Origin of the sequence: Pseudomonas sp. B21-040 (genome assembly GCF_024748695.1) — a bacterium.
GTDB lineage: Bacteria > Pseudomonadota > Gammaproteobacteria > Pseudomonadales > Pseudomonadaceae > Aquipseudomonas.
The window spans coordinates 5428085-5451112 of the sequence record NZ_CP087176.1 but is presented as its reverse complement, the minus strand read 5'-3'; the positions used below and the strand labels follow the sequence as shown (position 1 = coordinate 5451112).

Below are 23028 nucleotides of genomic sequence, written 5' to 3'. Positions count from 1 at the left end.
CGGGCATTCTATCAGAACTTTTCTACAGGTGAAGGTTGGTGTTCGCTTTCATAGCTTAACGGTAGTAGGAACTGTAAGATTCGGCTCCCTATTTCTGTGTTCGAGAACGCCTCCCGTGTTGCATAACATTCGTGTCGTCCTGGTCAATACCAGCCATCCCGGCAACATCGGCGGGGCTGCGCGTGCCATGAAGAACATGGGCTTGTCGCGGCTGGTGCTGGTCGAACCCCGGTTATTCCCGCATCACGAAGCCGACGCTCGTGCGTCCGGTGCCGGGGATATCCTTGAAAGCGCGCAAGTCGTCGCCACCTTGGAAGATGCCTTGGTCGGTTGCAATCTGGTGCTCGGTACCAGCGCGCGTGATCGTCGCATCCCCTGGCCGTTGCTCGACCCCCGCGAATGCGGTGTGAAAGTGGTGGAGGAGGCGGGGCAGGGTGCCGAGATCGCTTTGGTGTTCGGTCGTGAAGACTCCGGCCTGACCAATGAAGAGCTGCAGCGATGTCATTATCACGTGCATATCCCCTCAGACCCTGAGTTCAGTTCGCTGAACCTGGGGGCGGCGGTGCAGGTGTTGAGCTATGAAGTGCGCATGTCCTGGCTCGCGGCCCAAGGGCAGCCGAGCAAGGTCGAGAAGGAAGAAGTCGCGTCCACCAAAAGTGGCGAGCTGGCGACCATGGATGAGCTGGAGCGATTCTATGAGCACCTGGAGCAAACCCTGGTGGCCATCGAATTCCTCGATCCGGAAAAACCGCGACACTTGATGGCGCGCCTGCGCCGGTTGTACGGACGTAGCTCGGTCAGCCGGGCAGAAATGAATATATTGCGTGGCATCCTCACGGAAACCCAAAAAGCGGCCCGTGGCGAGCTTCTAAAGCGGAAGGATTAAAAATGTTCGAGCGTTTGCGTGAAGATATCCAAAGCGTTTTCCATCGTGATCCGGCAGCGCGCAACGCCTTTGAAGTTCTGACGTGCTACCCCGGCATGCACGCCATCTGGATCCATCGTTTGTCCGCGATGCTGTGGCGCGCGGAACTGAAGTGGCTGGCGCGGCTGGTATCGAACTTCGGTCGCTGGTTGACCGGGATCGAGATCCATCCGGGCGCCAAGGTAGGTCGTCGCTTCTTTATTGATCACGGGATGGGCATCGTTATTGGTGAAACCGCCGAGATCGGCGATGACGTCACTATTTATCAGGGCGTGACCCTGGGCGGCACTAGCTGGAACAAGGGCAAGCGTCACCCGACCTTGGGTGATGGCGTCGTAGTCGGGGCGGGCGCGAAGGTGTTAGGTCCGTTCACTGTCGGTGCCGGGGCCAAGGTGGGCTCCAATGCTGTCGTGACCAAGGAAGTGCCGCCGGGTGCCACTGTGGTGGGTATTCCGGGGCGAATCATCGTCAAGTCTGATGTCGAGCAAGATGCCAAGCGCAAGGCGATGGCCGAGAAGATTGGTTTTGATGCCTACGGCCTCAGCGAAGACATGCCTGACCCGGTGGCGCGTGCCATTGGTCAGCTGCTCGATCACCTGCAGGCGGTCGATGGTCGTCTGGAAGGCATGTGCGGGGCGCTGAAGGATCTGGGCAGCAATTATTGTGCGAAAGATCTACCTGAGCTGCGTGAAGAAGACTTTGCGTGTGTGAAGGACAAGGATCAGAGTCAGGCCAGCTGAGCCGAGTCGACTTCTATCGCGGGCAAGCCCGCTCCCACAAGGTCTCGGGTGAAGCACCGGTGGTGTGAGCGCCAAAAATCCCTGTGGGAGCGGGCTTGCCCGCGATGAAGTCGACTCGGTGCCACTGGCTGTTTGTGGCCAGTCTTTGCTATGATGCTGCCGCTCTTTTACGGGTAAACCTGACTAAAGTACTAGGTCTTATAGTTGACTTAAATACTCGGGAATTGCATACTCGCCCCATTCCGAACTCCGTGGTAATTGTCCATGCGACTGACTACAAAAGGCCGATACGCCGTGACCGCCATGCTCGATCTGGCGTTGCATGCGCAGCACGGGCCGGTGTCCCTGGCCGATATCTCCGAGCGCCAAGGCATCTCCCTGTCCTACCTCGAACAGCTTTTCGCCAAATTGCGCCGCAGCAATCTGGTCTCCAGCGTCCGTGGTCCGGGTGGCGGCTACCAGCTGTCCCGCGACATGCAGGGCATCCAGGTCGCCCAGGTGATCGATGCGGTGAACGAATCGGTCGATGCAACCAAATGCCAGGGCCAAGGCGATTGCCATTCAGGCGATACCTGCCTGACTCACCACTTGTGGTGCGACCTGAGCCTGCAGATTCACGAATTTCTGAGCGGTATCAGCTTGGCTGACCTTGTGACTCGCCGTGAGGTACAAGATATAGCCCAGCGTCAGGACCAGCGCCGTTGCAACAGCAAGGCGCCACGCCTGGACAAGATTGAAGCGTCCGCCGTCGAATGACAGCCAAAGAGCTAACGGCACGCCAGCCAGCCTGATTTAGGAGATTATCCATGAAATTGCCGATTTACCTTGATTACTCTGCGACCACCCCGGTTGATCCGCGTGTTGCGCAAAAGATGAGTGAATGCCTGCTGGTCGACGGAAACTTCGGTAACCCGGCGTCCCGTTCCCACGTGTTTGGCTGGAAAGCTGAAGAGTCCGTCGAAAACGCCCGTCGTCAGGTCGCAGACCTGGTCAACGCCGATCCGCGTGAAATCGTCTGGACCTCCGGTGCCACCGAATCCGACAACCTGGCAATCAAGGGTGCGGCGCATTTCTATGCCACCAAAGGCAAGCACCTGATCACCACCAAGATTGAGCACAAGGCTGTCCTCGACACCATGCGCCAACTGGAGCGTGAAGGCTTCGAAGTCACCTACATCGAGCCGCGCACCGACGGTCTGGTCACTCCAGAGATGATCGAAGCAGAGCTGCGTGACGACACCATCCTGGTTTCGGTCATGCACGTGAACAACGAAATCGGCACCATCAACGACATCGCAGCCATCGGCGAACTGACCCGTTCCAAGGGCATTCTGTTCCACGTCGACGCCGCTCAGTCCACCGGCAAGGTCGACATCGACCTGTCGAAACTGAAAGTCGACATGATGTCGTTCTCGGCTCACAAAACCTATGGCCCTAAAGGCATCGGCGCACTGTACGTCAGCCGCAAGCCGCGTGTTCGCATCGAAGCGACCATGCACGGCGGCGGTCACGAACGTGGCATGCGTTCCGGTACCCTGGCGACTCACCAGATCGTTGGCATGGGTGAAGCTTTCCGCGTGGCCAAAGAAGACATGGCTGCCGAAAACGTACGCATCAAAGCCCTGAGCGACCGCTTCTTCAAGCAGGTCGAAGGCCTGGAAGAGCTGTACATCAACGGCAGCATGACCGCCCGCGTACCGCACAACCTGAACCTGAGCTTCAACTACGTTGAAGGCGAGTCGCTGATCATGGCGCTCAAGGATCTGGCGGTATCGTCCGGGTCGGCTTGCACCTCCGCTTCGCTGGAGCCTTCGTACGTACTGCGCGCCCTGGGCCGCAACGACGAACTGGCACACAGCTCGATTCGCTTCACCTTCGGCCGTTTCACCACCGAAGAAGAAATCGATTACGCCGCGCAGAAAGTCTGCGAGGCCGTTACCAAGCTGCGCACTTTGTCGCCGCTGTGGGACATGTACAAAGACGGTGTCGACATTTCGAAAATCGAGTGGGCGGCACACTGATTTCAAGTCGCCGCGAACCGGCCCTGTAAAACCAAGGTTTGCAGGGCTTTAAGAGCGACTCTCTGATGAGTGAGGATTAAGCATCATGGCTTACAGCGAAAAGGTCATCGACCACTACGAAAACCCGCGCAACGTCGGCAAGATGGACGCGGAAGACCCGGATGTCGGCACCGGCATGGTCGGCGCTCCGGCGTGCGGCGACGTCATGCGTCTGCAAATCAAGGTTAACGAGCAAGGCATCATCGAAGACGCCAAGTTCAAGACCTACGGCTGCGGTTCGGCTATCGCTTCCAGCTCCCTCGCCACCGAGTGGATGAAGGGCAAGACCCTGGACGAAGCAGAAACCATCAAAAACACCCAGCTGGCTGAAGAACTGGCCCTGCCGCCAGTGAAAATTCACTGCTCCGTACTCGCTGAAGACGCTATCAAAGCGGCCGTTCGCGACTACAAGCAGAAGAAAGGCTTGATCTGACTTTCAGGTTTTGGCGACGAGTAAGGAGTCACCGATGGCTATCAGCATGACAGAAGCGGCTGCTCGACACGTGCGGCGCTCCCTCGACGGGCGCGGCAAAGGTGAAGGGATTCGTCTGGGTGTTCGCACCACGGGCTGTTCCGGCCTTGCCTACGTGCTGGAGTTTGTCGACGAGGTGGTTGCAGAGGATCAGGTGTTCGAAAGTCACGGTGAAAAAGTGATTATCGACCCGAAAAGCCTGGCCTACCTGGACGGCACCGAGCTCGATTTCGTCAAGGAAGGGTTGAACGAAGGCTTCAAGTTCAACAACCCCAACGTGCGCGGTGAATGTGGCTGCGGCGAAAGCTTCAATATCTGAGGCTTGTCGTGGGTACTCCTTGTCATTTCGCTTTATTTGAGCTGCAGCCGGGTTTCAATCTGGATCTCGATCAGCTGGCTACGCGCTACCGTGAGTTGGCGCGCAGTGTTCATCCGGACCGCTTTGCTGATGCTTCCGAGCGTGAGCAGCGGTTGGCGCTAGAGCAATCCGCGAGCCTCAACGAGGCCTACCAGACGCTCAAAAGTCCCCCCAAGCGTGCGCGTTACTTGCTCGCCTTGAATGGGGGTGAGCTGCCGCTGGAGGTCACGGTGCATGATCCGGAATTTCTTCTGCAACAGATGGAGTTGCGTGAGGAGCTCGAAGACCTGCAAGACAGTGCCGATCTGGCCGGTGTTGCAGCGTTCAAGCGTCGCCTGAAAACTGCTCAGGATGTACTGAATCAAAGCTTCGCGGCTTGCTGGAATGATGCGGCGCAACGTGAACAGGCCGAACGCCTGATGCGACGCATGCAGTTCCTCGACAAGCTCACCTACGAAGTGCGCCAGTTAGAAGAGCGCCTCGACGATTAACCCAGTGCCGCTCCGGTCGCACGCCTGATATACAGATAAGTCCTGATACCAATGGCCCTACTGCAGATCGCCGAACCCGGCCAAAGTCCTCAACCGCACCAGCGTCGTCTGGCTGTGGGGATCGACTTGGGCACTACCAATTCGCTGGTCGCTGCATTGCGCAGTGGTCTTTCCGAGCCTCTGGCCGACGCTGACGGGCAGGTCATCCTGCCGTCTGCGGTGCGCTATCACGCCGATCGCGTTGAAGTCGGTGAGTCCGCCAAGCTCGCCGCCGCTACCGATCCTTTGAACACTGTGCTGTCGGTCAAGCGCTTGATGGGTCGTGGTCTGTCCGACGTCAAGCAATTGGGCGATCAATTGCCGTACCGCTTTGTCGGCGGTGAGTCGCACATGCCGTTCATCGACACCATTCAGGGGCCGAAAAGCCCGGTCGAAGTCTCGGCCGACATCCTGAAGGTATTGCGCCAGCGCGCCGAAGCGACGTTGGGCGGTGAACTGGTCGGCGCAGTGATCACTGTTCCGGCTTATTTCGATGATGCCCAGCGTCAAGCCACCAAGGATGCGGCCAAGCTGGCTGGCCTGAACGTGCTGCGTTTGCTCAATGAGCCAACCGCCGCCGCAGTGGCTTACGGTCTGGACCAGCATGCTGAAGGCCTGGTCGCTATTTACGACCTGGGTGGCGGTACTTTCGATATTTCGATTCTGCGCCTGACGGGTGGTGTGTTCGAAGTGCTGGCTACCGGCGGCGATAGCGCGCTGGGTGGCGATGACTTCGACCATGCAATCGCGGGCTGGATCATTGAGGGCGCCGGTTTGTCGGCTGACCTCGATCCGGGTGTGCAGCGTCATCTGCTGCAAACGGCTTGTGCCGCCAAAGAAGCGCTAACCACGGCCTCGTCCGTCGAAGTGGCCTATGGCGACTGGAAAGCCGAGCTGACCCGCGAAGCCTTTGATGCGCTGATCGAGCCGATGGTCGCTCGCAGCCTGAAAGCCTGCCGTCGCGCGGTGCGTGATTCCGGTGTTGAGCTGGAAGAAGTGCATGCGGTGGTCATGGTCGGCGGCTCTACTCGCGTACCTCGCGTTCGCGAAGCGGTCGCTGAAGCGTTTGGTCGCGAACCGCTGACTGAAATCGATCCGGATCAAGTGGTGGCCATTGGTGCCGCGATCCAGGCCGATACGCTGGCCGGCAACAAGCGCGACGGCGATGAGCTGCTGCTGCTTGACGTGATTCCGTTGTCCCTGGGGCTGGAAACCATGGGCGGCTTGATGGAGAAGGTGATTCCACGCAACACCACCATTCCCGTCGCGCGTGCCCAGGACTTCACCACCTACAAAGATGGCCAGTCGGCCATGGCGATCCACGTGTTGCAGGGCGAGCGCGAGCTGATCAGCGACTGCCGCTCCCTGGCGCGTTTTGAATTGCGCGGCATCCCGGCGATGGTGGCTGGCGCGGCGAAGATTCGCGTGACCTTTCAAGTCGATGCCGACGGGCTGCTTAGCGTCTCGGCCCGTGAGTTGGGTTCGGGCGTGGAGGCCAGCATTCAGGTCAAGCCGTCCTACGGCCTGACCGACGGCGAAATTGCCAGGATGCTCAAGGATTCGTTCCAGCATGCCAACGACGACAAGGTCGCCCGCGTATTGCGTGAGCAGCAGGTCGATGCCCAGCGCCTGATCGAAGCGGTGCAGGGTGCTTTGGACGCTGACGGCGAACGCCTGCTCGATGCCGAAGAGCGCATGGTTATCGAGATGCAGGTGCAGGAACTGACCGAACTGATGAAAGGTACCGATGGTTACGCCATCGAGCTGCAGACCAAGCGTCTGTCGCAAGTGACCGACGCCTTTGCTGCCCGCCGCCTGGACTCGACGGTGAAAGCCGCGCTGGCGGGGCGCAACCTGAATGAGATTGAGGAATAACGATGCCGCAGGTCATTTTTCTGCCACACGAGAAGTTCTGCCCGGAAGGCATGGTTGTTGAGGCTGAGCCCGGTACATCGATCCTCGAACTGGCTCATGAACACCATATCGAGATGGAAAGTGCCTGTGGCGGCGTCTGCGCCTGTACCACTTGCCACTGCATCATCCGCGAAGGCTTTGACTCGCTTGAAGAAGCTGACGAGCTGGAAGAAGACTATCTTGATAAGGCTTGGGGTCTTGAGCGCGAGTCCCGCCTGGGGTGCCAGGCCAAGGTCGGTACGGAAGACCTGACGGTCGAAATTCCGAAATATTCGCTCAACCATGCGGCTGAAGCGCCGCACTGATTCAAGGAAGCGACATGAGTCTGAAATGGGTTGATGTGCTTGAAATCGCGATCCAGCTGGCTGAGTCCAGGCCGGAAGTGGATCCGCGTTATGTGAACTTCGTCGATCTGCACCAATGGGTGCTGGCATTGCCGGAGTTCAGTGATGATCCGACCCGCGGTGGCGAGAAGGTGCTTGAAGCCATTCAGGCCGCCTGGATCGAAGAAGCAGACTGAGTCTGCACCGTACGCAGTTAGGCAATACCAAAGAACCCGCGTATAATTCGCGGGTTTAATTTTTCGCAAATTACCGTTTCTGGAGTTACACCATGGCTGTTCAACGTACTTTCTCCATCATCAAGCCTGACGCTGTTGCAAAAAACGTCATCGGCGAGATCACCACTCGTTTCGAAAAAGCAGGCCTGCGCGTTGTAGCTTCGAAACTGAAGCAACTGTCCAAAGCTGAAGCTGAAGGCTTCTACGCTGAGCACAGCGCTCGTGGTTTCTTCGGCGACCTGGTTGCTTTCATGATCTCCGGCCCGGTTGTTGTTCAGGTTCTGGAAGGCGAAAACGCTATCGCTCTGAACCGTGAGCTGATGGGCGCTACCAACCCTAAAGAAGCTGCTGCCGGCACCATCCGCGCTGACTTCGCTGATTCCATCGACGCCAACGCTGTGCACGGTTCGGACTCCGAAGCCGCTGCTGCTCGCGAAATCTCGTACTTCTTCGCAGCTACTGAAGTAACCACTCGCTAAGCATTGGCTTAAGAGTGAAGGTGAATCCATGACTACATCGACTGTAAAAACCAACCTGCTGGGTCTGACTCAGCAGGAAATGGAAAAATTCTTCGACTCAATCGGGGAGAAGCGTTTCCGTGCCGGTCAGGTAATGAAATGGATTCACCACCTTGGCGTCGATGATTTCGACGCCATGACGAACGTCAGCAAGGCCTTGCGCGACAAGCTCAAGGCTATTGCCGAAGTTCGCGGCCCTGAAGTGGTCAGCGAGGACATTTCCACCGACGGCACCCGTAAGTGGGTGGTGCGCGTGGCGTCCGGCAGCTGCGTCGAGACCGTCTACATTCCCCAGGGCAAACGCGGCACTTTGTGCGTTTCGTCCCAGGCAGGCTGTGCCCTGGATTGCAGTTTCTGCTCCACCGGCAAGCAAGGTTTCAACAGCAACCTCACCGCCGCCGAAGTCATCGGCCAGGTGTGGATTGCCAATAAATCGTTCGGCAGCATCCCGGCAACCGCCGACCGTGCCATCACCAACGTGGTGATGATGGGCATGGGTGAGCCGCTGCTGAACTTCGATAACGTCGTTGCAGCCATGCATCTGATGATGGACGACCTGGGTTACGGCATTTCCAAGCGCCGTGTGACCCTGTCGACCTCCGGCGTGGTGCCGATGATCGATGAGCTGTCCAAGCACATCGACGTCTCCCTGGCGTTGTCCCTGCACGCACCGAATGACGCATTGCGTAACCAATTGGTGCCGATCAACAAGAAATATCCGCTTAAGATGCTGCTCGAGTCGTGCCAGCGCTACATGTCGTCCTTGGGCGAAAAACGTGTGCTGACTATTGAGTACACCTTGCTCAAGGACATCAACGACAAGGTTGAACATGCCGTTGAGATGATCGAGTTGCTCAAGAACATCCCGTGCAAGATCAACCTGATTCCGTTTAACCCGTTCCCGCATTCCGGTTACGAGCGCCCGAGCAACAACGCGATTCGCCGGTTTCAGGATCAGCTTCACCATGCAGGCTTCAATGTCACCGTACGCACCACCCGCGGTGAAGACATCGATGCCGCGTGTGGCCAATTGGTAGGGCAGGTGCTGGATCGCACCCGTCGCAGCGAGCGTTATATCGCCGTGCGTGAATTGAGCGCAGAAAACGATATGGCGCAGAACGCCGCGAAATAATTCAAGAGAGGATCTCTATGTCCCTGCGCTTCGCGCTGCTTTTGCTGTGGGCCAGCCTGTGTGCTGGATGTGTCCTGTCGGGCGATTTCAACCCGATGAAGACCAGCAAGGGGCGCGATGAAGCACGTGTGGCTTACGTGCAGTTGGGGTTGGGGTACTTGCAACAAGGCATGACAGAGCGCGCCAAAGTCCCGCTGAAAAAGGCGTTGGAACTGGATAGCTCGGACCCTGACGCCAACGCAGCGCTGGCTCTGGTGTTCCAGGCCGAAATGGAGCCTGAACTGGCCGACCAGCATTTTCGCAAGGCACTGTCTTCCCGTCCCGACGATGCGCGAATCCTGAACAATTACGGCAGTTTTCTTTTCGAGGAAAAACGTTACAAAGAGGCGTACGAGCGCTTTGAGCAGGCCGCCGCCGATACGCTGTATCCTGAGCGTTCGCGAGTATTCGAGAACCTGGGAATGACTGCATCAAAGCTGGGTGAGCGTGATCTCGCGCAGCAGCAACTTGAAAAAGCCCTGCGTTTGAATCGCCAACAGCCACGTGCATTGCTCGAAATGGCTGAGTTGTCCTTCGAAGACAGGCATTATGTGCCCGCGCGTGACTATTACGATCGTTTTAGCCTGCTGACCGAGCAAAATGCACGTAGTCTATTGCTCGGCGTTCGGCTGGCAAAAGTGTTCGAAGATCGCGACAAGGCTGCAAGTGCAGGCCTGCAACTAAAACGACTCTATCCCGGTACGCCGGAATATCAGCAATACCTGTCGGAGCAATGATGAAAGCGGCGCATCCCGAAGTTGTAGCAGCGAATCGCGTTAACCCCGGTGAGACTTTGCGCCAGGCCCGCGAAAGCAATGGCTGGTCGCTGGCCGAAGTGGCCCTCAAGCTCAACCTCACCGTTACCTCCTTGAGCAATCTGGAAGCCGGCGCATTCGACAAGCTGCCTGGGCATACCTTCGCTCGCGGTTATATCCGTGCGTACGCCAAATTGCTGGGCATGGATCAAGCCGTTCTTGTGCAGCAGTTCGACCAATCCACCGGCACTGATTCCCAAGGCAGCAGCGTTCATAGCCTTGGGCGTATCGAAGAGCCGGTCCGGGTTTCCCATACTATTTTGCGAATTGTCAGCCTGTTGCTGCTGATTGCGGTGATTGGTGGCGGTTTTGTCTGGTGGCAGGATCAAACGTCATTGCGCACCAAGGACTTGATCGGTCTGAGCCCGGAACACGTTGAAGTGGAAGGCGCCGACGGCACCACCCAGATTCATCCGCTGGACGAGCCGGAAGATCAGGCCGTCGCGGAAGGCCAGACTGACAACAGTACTACGCTGGCTTTGCCGCAAGCCGAGACGTCCTCTGAAGCGCCGGCTGAAGCTCAAGCCATTGCGCCTGTTGCCGCACCGACAGCACCAACACCTGTTGCTCCGGCGCACAACGCCGCTCCGGTTGCCGTCACCCCGACCCACAGCACGGCGCCTGTCGTTCCAGCGCCGGCCACCCCGGCTCCGACTGTTCCAGCTGTTCCGGCCCCAGTGGTGACTGCTCCTGTGGCGCCGACCACTCCGGCTCCTGCTCCGGTTACGACAGCGCCAGTGGCTGGCCAGGGTCAGGTTCAGTTGCAGTTCACTGCCGATTGCTGGACGCAAGTGACCGATGGCTCCGGCAAGGTGCTGTTGAGTGGTCTCAAGCGTAAAGGCGATAGCGTTTCCGTCAGCGGCAAGCCGCCGTTTTCCGTGCGTCTGGGCTTCGCCCGTGGCGTGCAGGTCAGCTACAACGGCCAGGCGGTTGATGTTGCTCCGTTCACCAGTGGCGAGACTGCTCGCCTGAAGTTGGGTCAATAAGTCATGCACGGCGAATCTCCAATCAAACGTCGCGAATCACGCAAGATCTGGGTCGGTAACGTGCCTGTTGGCGGCGATGCGCCTATCGCTGTGCAGAGCATGACCAACAGCGACACCAATGACGTCGCCGCCACGGTCGCACAGATCAATCGTCTGGGAGCGGCAGGCGTCGACATCGTGCGTATTTCCGTACCGGACATGGACGCCGCCGAAGCTTTCGGCAAGATCAAGCAATTGGTCAAAGTGCCGTTGGTGGCCGACATCCATTTCGACTATCGGATCGCATTGCGCGTCGCCGAACTGGGCGTCGACTGCCTGCGAATCAACCCGGGCAACATCGGTCGTGAAGATCGTGTACGCGCCGTGGTAGATGCCGCTCGTGATCGCGGGATTCCGATCCGCATCGGCGTCAATGCCGGTTCCCTGGAAAAAGACCTGCAAAAGAAATACGGCGAGCCGACTCCGGCCGCACTGGTCGAGTCCGCCCTGCGCCACGTTGAGCACCTTGAACGCCTGAATTTTCAGGACTTCAAAGTCAGCGTGAAAGCCTCCGACGTGTTCATGGCCGTCGAAGCCTACCGCTTGCTGGCCAAGGAAATCGTCCAGCCATTGCACCTGGGCATCACCGAAGCCGGTGGTTTGCGTTCAGGCACAGTGAAATCCGCCGTGGGCCTCGGTATGCTGCTCGCCGAAGGGATTGGCGATACTATTCGCATCTCGTTGGCGGCTGACCCGGTCGAGGAAGTAAAAGTCGGCTACGACATCCTCAAGTCCCTGCACCTGCGTTCCCGTGGCATCAACTTCATCGCCTGTCCGAGCTGCTCGCGGCAGAACTTCGATGTGGTCAAGACCATGAACGAACTGGAAGGGCGTCTTGAAGACCTGCTGGTGCCGCTGGATGTCGCGGTCATCGGTTGTGTGGTCAACGGGCCGGGTGAAGCCAAGGAAGCCCATATTGGCTTGACCGGCGGTACGCCCAACCTGATTTACATCGACGGCAAGCCGTCGCAGAAACTGACGAATGACAATCTGGTGGATGAGCTTGAACGCTTGATCCGCCAGAAAGCGGCCGAAAAGGTCGAAGCCGACGCTGCCGTTATCGCGCGTGGCTGAGCCGGACTAAAGAGCCGAACGAATTTAAGGATTTAAAGTGAGCAAGTCTCTGCAAGCCATTCGTGGCATGAACGACATCCTGCCCGAACAGACTCCCCTGTGGCGTCATTTCGAGGGCACCGTTTCGCGTCTGCTGGATAACTACGGTTACAAGCAGATCCGCATGCCGATCGTCGAGTTCACCGAGCTGTTCAAGCGCTCCATCGGTGAAGTGACCGACATCGTCGAAAAAGAGATGTACACCTTCGACGACCGTAACGGCGACTCCCTGACCCTGCGCCCCGAAGGCACGGCAGCCTGCGTGCGTGCAGTGCTTGAGCACGGCATCACCGGCGGTGGTCAGGTGCAGAAACTCTGGTACATCGGCCCGATGTTCCGTCACGAGCGCCCGCAGAAAGGCCGTTATCGCCAGTTCCACCAGATCGGTGTCGAAGTGTTCAACCTCGACGGTCCGGACATCGACGCCGAGCTGATCGTGCTGACGTGGCGCCTGTGGGGCGAGCTGGGTATCCGTGATGCGGTCAAGCTCGAGCTCAACAGCCTGGGGACTGCCGAGTCGCGCGGTCGCTACCGTGAAGCGCTGGTCGAGTTCCTTTCCGCGCATCTGGACAAGCTGGACGAAGACAGCCAGCGTCGTCTGAAGACCAACCCGCTGCGGGTTCTCGATACCAAGAATGCCGACACGCAAGCCATCCTGGTGGACGCGCCAAAAATGGCCGACTACCTCGACGACGAGTCCCGCGTGCACTTTGAAGGCCTGAAGGCTCGCCTGGACGCCGCCGGTATTCCTTATGTCATCAACCCGAAGCTGGTTCGCGGGCTGGATTACTACAGCAAGACCGTTTTCGAATGGGTCACCGACAAACTGGGCGCCCAGGGCACCGTGTGTGCCGGTGGTCGTTACGACGGTCTGGTCGAGCAAATGGGCGGCAAGCCAACGGCTGGTGTCGGTTTCGCCATGGGTATCGAGCGCCTGGTGCTGTTGCTTGAAACCCTGGAGCAGATCCCGGAAGAAATCTCCCGTCAGGTCGACGTCTACCTCTGTGCCTTCGGCGAAGCGGCAGAGATTGCCGGCCTGGCCTTGAGCGAGCGCGTCCGTGATCAATTGCCCAACCTGCGCCTGCAAGTGAATGCCGGCGCCGGCAGCTTCAAAAGCCAGTTCAAGAAGGCCGACAAGAGCGGCGCGCTGTATGCGCTGATCCTCGGTGACGACGAAATGGCCCAGCAAGTGGTAGGTTTCAAACCCCTGCGTGGCCAGGGCGAACAACAAAGCATTGCCTGGGATGCGCTTGCTGCACACCTGGCCACCTGCGTCGTGCAGGGTTGAAGCTGTCTAAACAGCCGAATTAGCGATTAAGGAGTATTGGGGTGTCGAGTACCGAAGACGAACATTTGATGGAATTGAAGGAATGGTGGTCACGCAACGGTAAGCCCCTGGTCACTGGCGGCCTGTTGGCGCTGGTTATCGTTTTCGGCTGGCAGGCGTTCCACAAGTATCAGAGCAATCAGTCGCAAGGCGCCTCGATGCTCTACCAGCAATTGCTCGAAACCACGCTGACACCTGACGGCAAGCCTGACGCAGCCCGTGTTGCCGACCTGGCCGGCAAGCTCAACAGCGAGTTCGGCGGCAGCGCCTACGCGCAGTACGGCAGCCTGTTCGTGGCAAAAGTCGCTGTCGACAGCGGCAAGCTGGACGACGCAGCCACTGAGCTGAAAGCCATTGTCGCCAAACCGGCCAACCCGGCACTGGGCGAAATCGCCCGTCAGCGCCTGGCACAGGTACTGGCCGCGCAAAACAAGGCCGATGAAGCCCTGAAGTTGCTCGAAGGCGATGCCGACAAAGCATTCCTGGCCACTCGCGAAGAACTCAAAGGCGACCTGCTGGTGCAATTGGGTCGTACCGACGAAGCGAACAAGGCGTATCAAAAAGCCAAGGCGGCACTGTCGGATGAAGCGGCGGTCGGTGGCCTGCAAATCAAGCTGGACGATCTGGCCAAAGGGGATGCGTGACGTGATTCGTTGGAAACATGCAGCATTGCTGGCTCTGGCCATTTTGGCCGCGGGTTGCAGCAGCAACAGCAAAAAAGAATTGCCGCCTGCCGAGTTGGTTGACTTCAAAGAAGAAGTGGTCCTGCAAAAGCAGTGGAGTCGTTCGATCGGTGACGGTCAGGGCGAAACCTACAACATGCTGGTACCGGCGATCGATGGCTCAACCATCTATGCGGCCGACGTTACTGGCGTGGTGATGGCGATGGATCGCAGCAATGGCGACGTCAAATGGAAGAAAGATCTCGAACTGCCTGTTTCCGGCGCCGTTGGCGTGGGTTATGGGCTGGTCATGATCGGCACGCTCCAAGGCGAAATCGTTGCCCTGGACGCGGTCAACGGTGACGAGAAATGGCGCGCTCGCGTGACCAGTGAAGTCCTCGCACCGCCGGCCAACAACGGTGACGTGGTTGTGGTTCAGACTCAGGACGACCGTCTGATCGGCCTGGATGCCGCGACCGGCAACCAGCGCTGGTTGTATGACAGCACGCCTGCGGTCCTGACCCTGCGCGGCACCAGTGCGCCGATCGTGACCAACCGTATGGCCGTGGCTGGTCTGTCGACCGGTAAAGTGGTCGCTCTCAATATTTCCAACGGCGTGCCGGTGTGGGAACAACGCGTAGCGATTCCACAAGGCCGTTCGGAGCTTGAACGTGTGGTCGATATCGACGGCGGTCTGCTGCTGTCCGGCGGTACGTTGTACGTCGCCAGCTACCAGGGTCGCGTTGCAGCTCTGGACCTGGAAAGCGGTCGTCAGCTCTGGCAGCGCGATGCTTCCAGCTATGCCGGTGTCGCCCAGGGTTTTGGCAACGTTTACGTGAGCCTGGCTTCGGGCACTGTTGAAGGCGTCGACGAGCGTTCCACAACCGCGTTGTGGAGCAACGACTCGCTGGCCCGCCGTCAACTGTCGGCACCGGAAGTGTTCTCCAGCTACGTTGCAGTCGGCGATATGGAAGGCTACCTGCATCTGCTGAGTCAGGTGGACGGTCGTTTCGTCGGCCGCGAGCGCATCGACAGCGACGGCCTGCGTGCCCGTCCGCTGGTGGTGGGTGACACGATTTATGTATATGGCAACAGCGGCAAACTGGAAGCCCTGACCATTAAGTAAAGGTTTGACTATGCTTGGGGTTTAACCCCCAAGCGGCCTTGTTCTGCAAGGCTTGCGGCGCCTTCAAGCGCTGCCCCGAGCACCAGCCGCTGCCTCGCAGCGGCTTTTGTATTTTCTGAAATAACGAAGTGGAGAGCCGCATGGTTCCCGTAATCGCCCTGGTGGGCCGACCGAACGTCGGCAAGTCCACCTTGTTCAACCGCCTGACCAGGACTCGTGACGCCATCGTCGGCGACTTGTCCGGTCTGACCCGTGATCGCCAATACGGTGAGGCCAAGTGGCAAGGGCGTTCCTACATTCTGGTCGACACCGGCGGTATCTCCGGTGACGAGCACGGTATGGACGAAAAAATGGCCGAGCAGTCGCTGCTGGCCATTGAAGAAGCGGATGTCGTTCTGTTCCTGGTAGATGCCAAGGCCGGTTTCACCGCCGCCGACCAGATGATCGCCGAGCATTTGCGCAAACGTAACAAGCGTTCTTACGTGGTTGCCAACAAGGTCGACAACATCGACCCTGAAATGGCCCGCGCTGAATTCGCCCCGTTGGGCATGGGTCACGCGATCCCTATCGCGGGTGCTCATGGTCGTGGCATCACCCAGATGCTGGAAATCGCCCTGAGCGATTTCCCGAAAGACGAAGAAGAGCCGGAAGACGGCGAAGAAGAGATCGTTGCCGAAGGTGAGGAAGCCAAGCGCATTCCTGGCCCAAGCGAAAAAGACGGTATCAAGATCGCTATCATCGGTCGCCCGAACGTCGGCAAGTCGACCCTGGTCAACCGCATGCTCGGTGAAGACCGGGTAATCGTTTATGACCAGCCGGGCACGACCCGCGACAGTATCTACATCCCGTTCGAGCGTAACGACGAGAAGTACACGCTGATCGATACCGCCGGTGTGCGCAAGCGCGGCAAGATCCACGAAGAAGTTGAAAAGTTCTCCGTGGTCAAAACCCTGCAAGCGATCAAAGACGCCAACGTGGTGATCTTCGTGATGGACGCCCGCGAAGGCGTGGTGGATCACGACCTCAACCTGCTGGGCTTTGCCATTGAGTCGGGTCGTGCGCTGGTCATCGCGATCAACAAGTGGGACGGCATGACGCCGAGCGAGCGTGACTTCGTGAAGGTCGAGCTGCAGCGTCGTCTGTTCTTCGTCGACTACGCTGACATCCACTTCATCTCGGCCCTGCACGGCACGGGCGTGGGCAACCTCTACGCTTCGGTACAGAACTCGTTCAAGTCCGCCGTGACCCGCTGGCCGACCAACCGCCTCACCCAGATTCTGGAAGATGCGGTCGGTGAGCACGCGCCGCCGATGGTCAACAATCGCCGGATCAAGCTGCGTTACGCCCACTTGGGTGGTGCGAACCCGCCGATCATCGTGATCCACGGTAACCAGATCGAGAAGGTGCCGAAGTCTTACGTTCGTTACCTGGAAAACACTTACCGTCGTGTCTTGAAGCTGGTCGGTACGCCGATCCGCATCGAGTTCAAGGGCGGCGAGAACCCGTACGAAGGCAAAAAGACCACGCTGACCGACCGCCAGGTCAACAAGAAGCGTCGCATGATGTCGCACCACAAAAAGGCCGACAAAAAGCGCCGCGATAAGAAATAGAAGCAGCTTTGATCGTTCCCACGCTCCCGCGTGGGAACGATCAATGCATCAGAAGAAGGGCGCCCATTGGCGCCCTTTTTTTATGGGCACCGGATGGGCTATCCTCGGGCTCTCCCGCGCCGCCGTTAGAGCCGGGTGTAGAGCAGGGAATCACCGATGATCACCAGTAAGCTGCCGAATGTCGGCATCACTATCTTCACTCAGATGTCTCAGCTCGCGGCGCAAACCGGGGCGATAAACCTGTCCCAGGGGTTTCCCGATTTCGATGCGCCGCTGGCCCTGTGCGACGCGGTCGGCCGGCACATCGCCAATGGCCATAACCAATATTCGCCGATGACCGGGCTGCCGGCGCTACGCCAGCAAGTGGCGGCAAAGATCGCTCGCAGTTATGGCGTTCATGTCGATCCCGACCATGAAGTGACCATCACGCCGGGCGCGACCCAAGCGATTTTCTGTGCGATCCAGGCAGTTATCCACAGCGGTGACGAAGTCATCGTGTTTGATCCGGCCTACGACAGTTACGAACCTTCGGTGGAACTGGCCGGTGGGCGTTGTGTGCATGTGCAACTGGGGCTGGCTGATTTCAGCATCGACTTCCAGAAGCTCGCCGATGCCATTACACCGCGCACGCGAATGATCATTCTCAACTCACCGCACAACCCCAGTGGCGCATTGATCAGCCGTGCCGAGCTGGATCAGTTGGCGGATCTGATTCGTGATCGCGACATCTATCTGGTCAGCGATGAAGTCTACGAACACCTGGTGTTCGACGGCGTGCCTCATGTCAGCGTGCTGAATCACCAAGAGCTGTATCAGCGCGCCTTCGTCGTCAGTTCCTTCGGCAAGACTTATCACGTTACTGGCTGGAAAACCGGTTACGTGGTCGCGCCGCCAGCGCTGACTGCCGAGCTGCGCAAGGTTCACCAATACGTCAGTTTTTGCGGTGTGACGCCGCTGCAATTTGCCTTGGCCGACTTCATGGCCGAGCACCCGGAACACATCGAAGAGCTGCCGGATTTCTACCAGGCGAAGCGTGATCTGTTCTGCGATCTGCTGGCGCCGTCGCGTTTCGACTTCACCCGAGTGACCGGTACGTATTTCCAGCTGGTCGATTACTCGCAGATCCGTCCGGACCTCAATGACGTCGAGATGGCGCTGTGGATGACCCGCGAGCATGGCGTGGCGAGCATCCCGATCTCGGTGTTCTACCAGACCCCACCGGTCGGCCAGCGCCTGGTGCGCTTGTGCTTCGCCAAACGTGAGGAGACCCTGCGTGAAGCAGCGGCAAAACTATGCGTGATCTGAGTGCATTGCCCAACCTGAATGTCGCGCTGGTCCAGACAACGCTGGCCTGGCATGACCGCCAGGCCAACCTGGAGCATTTCGAGCAGTTGCTGGAACAGGCTCGCGGCGCGGACCTGATCATCCTGCCGGAGATGTTCACCACCGGTTTTTCCATGGAGTCGCAGACGCTCGCCGAACCGGAAAACGGCCCGACCAGCAAATGGCTGCGCAGTCAGGCGGCAAAACTCAATGCGGTGATTACCGGCAGCATCATCATTCAGGCCGCCGACGGCAGTCATCGCAATCGTCTGTTGTGGGCGCGCCCGGAAGGGGAGGTCTGGCACTACGACAAGCGCCATCTGTTTCGCATGGCGGGCGAGCATAATCACTACACGCCGGGCGAGCGTCAGGTGCAGTTCGAACTCAAGGGCTGGCGAGTGCGGCCGCTGATTTGCTACGACCTGCGCTTTCCAGTCTGGAGCCGCGATGCCCAGGACACCGACCTGCTGCTGTACACCGCCAACTGGCCGGGTGCGCGGCGTCAGCACTGGAACCGATTGCTGCCGGCAAGGGCCATCGAAAACCTCTGCTACGTGGCCGCAGTGAATCGCATCGGCACCGATGGCAAAGGCTTTGCCTACACCGGTGACAGTCAGGTGCTGGATTTCCAGGGCGAAACCTTGCTCAGTGTTGGTGAAGCCGACGGCGTGTTCCAGGTGGTGCTGAACGCTGCCGACCTTCAGGCTTATCGCACCCGTTTCCCGGCGAATCTGGATGCTGATACGTTTGAGTTCACCTGATCGCAGCACGTTGGAACAATTAAGGGTGCAGATTCCTCCTGGTGGGCCGATAGCAAGGTCTGTCCAGGAGGCGTGACCCATGATTGACGTCAGTTCCATCACCATCAATTCGCACGCCGTGTCTTCGCCTAATGTCGTCACTGGCAAGGCAGACGAAAGCACGCTGCTGCCGATCGCAGAGCCGATCGACAAAGACAGCAAAGTGCTGCGCGTCAACAGTGCCGGGGCCAACATCGACGCGGTCGTCGGTGCCGCTGGTGATCCGGTTACTGCGTTGAAAAAGCAAATCGAAGAAGCCCAAAAGCTGCTGGCCGAACAGCAGGCTCAGCTTGCGAGTGCGCAGAGGAGCCAGGACAACGAGCAGAAAGCGCAAAAGGTCATGGAGATCCAGAACCAGATCGCGGTGACCAGCAGCAACTTGCAAGTGCTGCAAGCGGCGCTGTTGCAGGCGATGTTCAGCGTCGATACCCATGCCTGACACTGATCGTTCCCACGCTCAGCGTGGGAATGCAGCCCGTGACGCTCCGCGTCACTGGACGCGGAGCGTCCCTAGAGGCATTCCCACGCGGAGCGTGGGAACGATCAACAGCAAGCAAACAAAAAGGCCCCAAGGTTCGCACCTGGGGCCTTTTGTATTGCAGCGAAGGCTTACGCCGCTTTCGCTTCCGGCTGGCTCAGCGAGCGGTTCAGTGCGCTAAACAGCGCCTTGAAGCTGGCGGTGGTGATGTTTTCGTCGATGCCGACGCCGTGCACCGCACGTTCACCGTTCACGCGCAGTTCAATGTAGGCCGCAGCCTTGGCATTGGTGCCCGCGCCGATGGCGTGCTCGTTGTAGTCCATGATTTCCACCGGGATCGGCAAGCCGGCCACCAAGGCTTCCAGCGCGCCATTGCCCTTGCCGCGCCAGTGCAGGTTGGTTTCGCCCTGACCTTTGCTGGAAACTTCCACTTCCACGGCGCTGTGACCGTTTTCTTCCTGCAGGCGATGGCTGACCAGCGCGTACGGGGTGTTGGCTTGCAAGTACTCGCTGTGCAGCAGTGCGTGGATCTGCTGAGCGGTCATTTCAAGGCCCAGACGATCGGTTTCACGTTGCACCACCTGACTGAACTCGATCTGCATGCGGCGTGGCAAGTTGATGCCGTATTCCTGCTCCAGCAGGTACGCGATACCGCCCTTGCCTGACTGGCTGTTGACGCGAATCACCGCCTCGTAGCTGCGACCGATATCGGCCGGGTCGATCGGCAAGTACGGCACTTCCCACAGTGCATCCGGTTTCTGCTGGGCGAAGCCCTTGCGGATTGCATCCTGGTGCGAGCCGGAGAATGCGGTGTGCACCAGGTCGCCAACGTACGGGTGGCGTGGGTGTACCTGGATCTGGTTGCACTCTTCGACGACCTTGCGCACGCCGTCGATGTCGGAGAAGTCCAGCTCAGGGTGAACGCCCTGGGTGTAGAGGTTCAGTGCCACGGTCACGAGGTCGACGTTACCGGTACGCTCGCCGTTGCCGAACAGGCAGCCTTCGACACGGTCGGCGCCGGCCATCAGGCCCAGTTCGGTGGCGGCCACGCCAGTGCCACGGTCGTTGTGGGTGTGCAGGCTGATGATCACGCTGTCACGACGGTTGATGTGACGGCCGAACCATTCGATCTGGTCGGCATAGATGTTCGGGGTCGCGCATTCGACGGTGGCCGGCAAGTTGAGGATCATCTTGTGCTCAGGCGTCGGGTTCCAGACCTCGATCACCGCGTCGCACACTTCCTTGGCGAACTCCAGCTCAGTGGCGCTGAAAGTTTCCGGCGAGTATTCGAAGGTCCACTCGGTGTTCGGCTGCATGGCTGCGTATTTGACGAACAGCTTGGCCGCGCTCACGGCGATTTCCTTGATCCCGTCCTTGTCCTGATTAAAGACAATCCGGCGGAAAGAAGGGGACGTCGCGTTGTACAAGTGAACGATGGCTTTTTTCGCCCCGCGCAGGGATTCGAAGGTGCGTTCGATCAAGTCTTCACGGCCCTGGGTCAGCACCTGAATGGTGGTGTCGTCCGGGATGTGGTTGCCTTCGATGAGGGTCCGCACGAAGTCGAAGTCGGTTTGCGACGCTGCAGGGAACGAGGCTTCGATTTCTTTCACGCCAACCGACACCAGGGTTTTCCAGAAACGCAGCTTCTTGACCGCGTCCATTGGCTCGATCAGCGACTGGTTGCCATCGCGAAGGTCAGAGCTGCACCAGATCGGCGCGGCGGTGATGGTCTTCGACGGCCAGGTGCGGTCCGGGATGTCGATGGTCGGGAACGCGCGGTATTTCGAAGACGGGTCTTTGAGCATGCTCATCGGGGGAATCCTTATTGTGTGGGCCGAAAAAAGGCGGCCTGCCGGTGGATCAAATGTTCTTGGGGAAAAGCGTGGGGCGAGGCACCGCGATTCAGCCTGGCAGTCGTGCGCTGACGAGGCACAGGCTGCGGTGCTGGCGAAGCTGAATGAGGGTGTGAAAGGTTTTCATGCCTTCAACCCTAACCGCGAGGGGAAAGGATGGCAAGCAGTCGAAAAAAATTGAGAGGAATACCCGGAAAGCCGAGTTAATCGAGATTTTATTGCTGCGAATGGAGGTGATTGTTTTGATGATTGCGCGAGGTTTGTGCACTGCGCAATTGGAGAGCTGAGGCGACGACCTCTTGTGCACAGCTATGCTTAAAGCCTGAACAAGGCAGGAGTCGGACATGAACGAGTCGGACTGGAAGCGGTATAGCGCGTTGCGCCCGTTGGCTCATGAGCGGATGTGTATCCGGATCATGGAGGAGGTCGAGCGCGCAGTGCTGGACAAAAGCCTGGCGCCTTACGAGCGGATTGAAGCCACTGAAGAGCTGCTTCAGTCCCGGCAAAAGGAGTTGTATTGGGCGTTTGGTGTGTTCAGGTTTTCACGCCATGAGGCGCGATCGCACTTGTTGGGGTTGTGCGCGCGGGAGTTGATCACGGCTGAAGAGTTGACCGGGTTTTCGCAGGAGACCCAGGAGTGGATCAAGCATTGCCTGGCGGACCGGGAAGCCCATGGGATTGAGGACCTTGAGGCTGAATAGCGGCGGCGCCTGTGAGGCCGCCTTCGCGAGCAAGTCGAATCGTCGTACCGCCGCTCCCACATTTAACCGCGATCTAATGTGGGAGCGGGCTTGCTCGCGAAGAGGCCGGCTGCCTCAACAACTATTTATGGCTGAAACGCCCCGATAAAAATCGCCGGATCCACCCGCGCATCATTCAGGCTGATATTCCAGTGCATGTGCGGCCCGGTCGCGCGGCCCGTCGCCCCGACTTTCCCGACCACTGCGCCACGAGCCAGTTGTTGACCGACCTTCACGTCGATTTTCGACATATGGCAGAACATGCTGATAAAGCCTTGCCCGTGATCGACAAATACCGTGTTGCCATTGAAGAAGTAGTTGCCGATCAGAATCACCTTGCCCGTCGCCGGGGTCTTGATCGGCGTACCGGCAGGCACTGCGAAATCCAGGCCCGCGTGAGGATTGCGCTCTTCACCATTGAAGAAACGGCGCACGCCGAACTTGCTCGACAGCGGTCCGTTGACGGGTTTGTCCAGCAGCAGGTTGCTTGGCGTATTCGGGCTGAACGTGCGGTAGGCGGCAATCTGTTCCGCCAGTTCGCCTTCAATACGCTTGAGATTGTCCGGGTTCGGATTGACCTGCTGCGTATTCTTCAGCGTGATGTGTTGTTCCGGGTACTTCTTGTTACCAACAGTGAAATTCAATGTGCGGCCGCCGCTGCTGACTTGCTGCGTGCCCGGCTTGACCGTCAACGGCACGCCGACAATCGCCAGCCAATTGTTCTGTTCCTTGACCACCAGCACCGGTTTGCCTTGGTAGCTGGCTTTAGGTGCCTGGGCCGCGCTGCCCAGATCCACCACCGCCACGCCGCCCGGTACCGGTTTGTTCAACAGGCGGGTGATGTAACTGTCGGCATTGGCGTTGAAGGTCAGGCACAACAACAGCAGTGGAGCTAGAAAACGCGGCATG

The 23028-nt window shown here is 58.8% G+C and carries 25 protein-coding genes; 23 read left to right on the top strand and 2 right to left on the bottom strand.

Going from position 1 to position 23028, the window contains the following annotated elements:
- Positions 1–115: 115 nt before the first annotated feature.
- The 22 genes from trmJ (at position 116) to LOY55_RS24820 (ending at position 19487) form a co-directional block, all read left to right on the top strand.
- Positions 116–886 carry a tRNA (cytosine(32)/uridine(32)-2'-O)-methyltransferase TrmJ gene (gene trmJ, locus LOY55_RS24925; protein WP_109784975.1) on the top strand — a complete coding sequence of 257 codons (771 nt, stop codon included), beginning with the start codon at positions 116–118 and terminating at the stop codon, positions 884–886.
- Between the two features lie 2 nt (positions 887–888).
- A complete protein-coding gene (gene cysE / locus LOY55_RS24920) occupies positions 889–1665 on the top strand; it encodes a serine O-acetyltransferase (protein ID WP_223524076.1) in 777 nt (258 codons plus the stop codon).
- Positions 1666–1929: 264 nt separating this feature from the next.
- On the top strand, positions 1930–2421 hold the full coding sequence (gene iscR / locus LOY55_RS24915) for a Fe-S cluster assembly transcriptional regulator IscR (protein ID WP_007948177.1): 492 nt from the start codon (positions 1930–1932) through the stop codon (positions 2419–2421).
- Between the two features lie 50 nt (positions 2422–2471).
- The gene (locus LOY55_RS24910; RefSeq protein WP_046026628.1) at positions 2472–3686 is read left to right on the top strand and encodes an IscS subfamily cysteine desulfurase; all 1215 of its coding nucleotides are present in this window, start codon (positions 2472–2474) and stop codon (positions 3684–3686) included.
- Positions 3687–3771: 85 nt separating this feature from the next.
- Positions 3772–4158, top strand: coding sequence for a Fe-S cluster assembly scaffold IscU (gene iscU / locus LOY55_RS24905; protein WP_003443374.1), 387 nt, complete (start codon positions 3772–3774; stop codon positions 4156–4158).
- 34 nt (positions 4159–4192) lie between these two features.
- The gene (gene iscA / locus LOY55_RS24900; protein WP_003227904.1) at positions 4193–4516 is read left to right on the top strand and encodes an iron-sulfur cluster assembly protein IscA; all 324 of its coding nucleotides are present in this window, start codon (positions 4193–4195) and stop codon (positions 4514–4516) included.
- A gap of 8 nt (positions 4517–4524) precedes the next feature.
- On the top strand, positions 4525–5046 hold the full coding sequence (gene hscB / locus LOY55_RS24895; RefSeq protein ID WP_046026627.1) for a co-chaperone HscB: 522 nt from the start codon (positions 4525–4527) through the stop codon (positions 5044–5046).
- Positions 5047–5097: 51 nt separating this feature from the next.
- Positions 5098–6960, top strand: coding sequence for a Fe-S protein assembly chaperone HscA (gene hscA / locus LOY55_RS24890; RefSeq protein WP_223524079.1), 1863 nt, complete (start codon positions 5098–5100; stop codon positions 6958–6960).
- 2 nt (positions 6961–6962) lie between these two features.
- Positions 6963–7304 (top strand): ISC system 2Fe-2S type ferredoxin, encoded by a 342-nt coding sequence (gene fdx, locus LOY55_RS24885; RefSeq protein WP_109784978.1) that lies wholly within the window; start codon positions 6963–6965, stop codon positions 7302–7304.
- Positions 7305–7318: 14 nt separating this feature from the next.
- Positions 7319–7519 (top strand): Fe-S cluster assembly protein IscX, encoded by a 201-nt coding sequence (gene iscX / locus LOY55_RS24880; protein WP_007903597.1) that lies wholly within the window; start codon positions 7319–7321, stop codon positions 7517–7519.
- Positions 7520–7611: 92 nt separating this feature from the next.
- A complete protein-coding gene (ndk, locus tag LOY55_RS24875; protein WP_007916882.1) occupies positions 7612–8037 on the top strand; it encodes a nucleoside-diphosphate kinase in 426 nt (141 codons plus the stop codon).
- Positions 8038–8065: 28 nt separating this feature from the next.
- Positions 8066–9208 carry a 23S rRNA (adenine(2503)-C(2))-methyltransferase RlmN gene (rlmN, locus tag LOY55_RS24870; RefSeq protein ID WP_007948172.1) on the top strand — a complete coding sequence of 381 codons (1143 nt, stop codon included), beginning with the start codon at positions 8066–8068 and terminating at the stop codon, positions 9206–9208.
- Between the two features lie 17 nt (positions 9209–9225).
- On the top strand, positions 9226–9984 hold the full coding sequence (pilW, locus tag LOY55_RS24865; protein ID WP_077431311.1) for a type IV pilus biogenesis/stability protein PilW: 759 nt from the start codon (positions 9226–9228) through the stop codon (positions 9982–9984).
- On the top strand, positions 9984–11048 hold the full coding sequence (locus tag LOY55_RS24860) for a RodZ family helix-turn-helix domain-containing protein (RefSeq protein WP_223524082.1): 1065 nt from the start codon (positions 9984–9986) through the stop codon (positions 11046–11048). Before pilW ends, LOY55_RS24860 begins: the two co-directional genes overlap by 1 nt.
- Before the next feature lie 3 nt (positions 11049–11051).
- A complete protein-coding gene (ispG, locus tag LOY55_RS24855; protein ID WP_258667051.1) occupies positions 11052–12161 on the top strand; it encodes a flavodoxin-dependent (E)-4-hydroxy-3-methylbut-2-enyl-diphosphate synthase in 1110 nt (369 codons plus the stop codon).
- 37 nt (positions 12162–12198) lie between these two features.
- Positions 12199–13488, top strand: a complete 1290-nt coding sequence (gene hisS, locus LOY55_RS24850) for a histidine--tRNA ligase (protein WP_046026621.1) — start codon at positions 12199–12201, stop codon at positions 13486–13488.
- A gap of 41 nt (positions 13489–13529) precedes the next feature.
- Complete coding sequence (locus LOY55_RS24845) at positions 13530–14171, top strand: tetratricopeptide repeat protein (protein WP_046026620.1); 642 nt, start codon at positions 13530–13532, stop codon at positions 14169–14171.
- Complete coding sequence (gene bamB, locus LOY55_RS24840; RefSeq protein WP_046026619.1) at positions 14164–15315, top strand: outer membrane protein assembly factor BamB; 1152 nt, start codon at positions 14164–14166, stop codon at positions 15313–15315. The genes LOY55_RS24845 and bamB overlap by 8 nt, the downstream gene beginning before the upstream one ends.
- Before the next feature lie 140 nt (positions 15316–15455).
- On the top strand, positions 15456–16925 hold the full coding sequence (gene der, locus LOY55_RS24835; RefSeq protein ID WP_109784980.1) for a ribosome biogenesis GTPase Der: 1470 nt from the start codon (positions 15456–15458) through the stop codon (positions 16923–16925).
- A gap of 156 nt (positions 16926–17081) precedes the next feature.
- Positions 17082–18230: a pyridoxal phosphate-dependent aminotransferase gene (locus tag LOY55_RS24830; RefSeq protein WP_109785262.1), complete on the top strand. Its 1149-nt coding sequence runs from the start codon at positions 17082–17084 to the stop codon at positions 18228–18230.
- A complete protein-coding gene (locus LOY55_RS24825; protein WP_109784981.1) occupies positions 18218–19009 on the top strand; it encodes an amidohydrolase in 792 nt (263 codons plus the stop codon). The genes LOY55_RS24830 and LOY55_RS24825 overlap by 13 nt, the downstream gene beginning before the upstream one ends.
- A 79-nt stretch (positions 19010–19088) precedes the next feature.
- The gene (locus tag LOY55_RS24820) at positions 19089–19487 is read left to right on the top strand and encodes a hypothetical protein (RefSeq protein ID WP_077431314.1); all 399 of its coding nucleotides are present in this window, start codon (positions 19089–19091) and stop codon (positions 19485–19487) included.
- A gap of 170 nt (positions 19488–19657) precedes the next feature.
- Here the strand turns inward: LOY55_RS24820 and leuA are convergent, their stop codons facing one another.
- Positions 19658–21337, bottom strand: coding sequence for a 2-isopropylmalate synthase (leuA, locus tag LOY55_RS24815; protein ID WP_046026615.1), 1680 nt, complete (start codon positions 21335–21337; stop codon positions 19658–19660).
- Positions 21338–21723: 386 nt separating this feature from the next.
- Here leuA and LOY55_RS24810 point away from each other — a divergent pair, with 386 nt between their 5' ends.
- Positions 21724–22080 (top strand): hypothetical protein, encoded by a 357-nt coding sequence (locus LOY55_RS24810; protein ID WP_046026612.1) that lies wholly within the window; start codon positions 21724–21726, stop codon positions 22078–22080.
- 125 nt (positions 22081–22205) lie between these two features.
- On the opposite strand, the gene LOY55_RS24805 is transcribed toward LOY55_RS24810, so the two are convergent.
- Positions 22206–23027, bottom strand: coding sequence for a peptidoglycan DD-metalloendopeptidase family protein (locus LOY55_RS24805; RefSeq protein ID WP_109784984.1), 822 nt, complete (start codon positions 23025–23027; stop codon positions 22206–22208).
- Position 23028: the final 1 nt, after the last annotated feature.

Excerpts from the sequence above, each read along its gene's own strand:
- cysE (WP_223524076.1), top strand. The coding sequence starts at position 889 with ATGTTCGAGCGTTTGCGTGAAGATATCCAAAGCGTTTTCCATCGTGAT.
- iscR (WP_007948177.1), top strand. The coding sequence starts at position 1,930 with ATGCGACTGACTACAAAAGGCCGATACGCCGTGACCGCCATGCTCGAT.
- LOY55_RS24910 (WP_046026628.1), top strand. The coding sequence starts at position 2,472 with ATGAAATTGCCGATTTACCTTGATTACTCTGCGACCACCCCGGTTGAT.
- iscU (WP_003443374.1), top strand. The coding sequence starts at position 3,772 with ATGGCTTACAGCGAAAAGGTCATCGACCACTACGAAAACCCGCGCAAC.
- iscA (WP_003227904.1), top strand. The coding sequence starts at position 4,193 with ATGGCTATCAGCATGACAGAAGCGGCTGCTCGACACGTGCGGCGCTCC.
- hscA (WP_223524079.1), top strand. The coding sequence starts at position 5,098 with ATGGCCCTACTGCAGATCGCCGAACCCGGCCAAAGTCCTCAACCGCAC.
- fdx (WP_109784978.1), top strand. The coding sequence starts at position 6,963 with ATGCCGCAGGTCATTTTTCTGCCACACGAGAAGTTCTGCCCGGAAGGC.
- iscX (WP_007903597.1), top strand. The coding sequence starts at position 7,319 with ATGAGTCTGAAATGGGTTGATGTGCTTGAAATCGCGATCCAGCTGGCT.
- ndk (WP_007916882.1), top strand. The coding sequence starts at position 7,612 with ATGGCTGTTCAACGTACTTTCTCCATCATCAAGCCTGACGCTGTTGCA.
- rlmN (WP_007948172.1), top strand. The coding sequence starts at position 8,066 with ATGACTACATCGACTGTAAAAACCAACCTGCTGGGTCTGACTCAGCAG.
- pilW (WP_077431311.1), top strand. The coding sequence starts at position 9,226 with ATGTCCCTGCGCTTCGCGCTGCTTTTGCTGTGGGCCAGCCTGTGTGCT.
- LOY55_RS24860 (WP_223524082.1), top strand. The coding sequence starts at position 9,984 with ATGAAAGCGGCGCATCCCGAAGTTGTAGCAGCGAATCGCGTTAACCCC.
- ispG (WP_258667051.1), top strand. The coding sequence starts at position 11,052 with ATGCACGGCGAATCTCCAATCAAACGTCGCGAATCACGCAAGATCTGG.
- bamB (WP_046026619.1), top strand. The coding sequence starts at position 14,164 with ATGCGTGACGTGATTCGTTGGAAACATGCAGCATTGCTGGCTCTGGCC.
- der (WP_109784980.1), top strand. The coding sequence starts at position 15,456 with ATGGTTCCCGTAATCGCCCTGGTGGGCCGACCGAACGTCGGCAAGTCC.
- LOY55_RS24830 (WP_109785262.1), top strand. The coding sequence starts at position 17,082 with ATGATCACCAGTAAGCTGCCGAATGTCGGCATCACTATCTTCACTCAG.
- LOY55_RS24825 (WP_109784981.1), top strand. The coding sequence starts at position 18,218 with ATGCGTGATCTGAGTGCATTGCCCAACCTGAATGTCGCGCTGGTCCAG.
- LOY55_RS24820 (WP_077431314.1), top strand. The coding sequence starts at position 19,089 with ATGATTGACGTCAGTTCCATCACCATCAATTCGCACGCCGTGTCTTCG.
- leuA (WP_046026615.1), bottom strand. The coding sequence starts at position 21,337 with ATGAGCATGCTCAAAGACCCGTCTTCGAAATACCGCGCGTTCCCGACC.
- LOY55_RS24810 (WP_046026612.1), top strand. The coding sequence starts at position 21,724 with ATGAACGAGTCGGACTGGAAGCGGTATAGCGCGTTGCGCCCGTTGGCT.
- LOY55_RS24805 (WP_109784984.1), bottom strand. The coding sequence starts at position 23,027 with ATGCCGCGTTTTCTAGCTCCACTGCTGTTGTTGTGCCTGACCTTCAAC.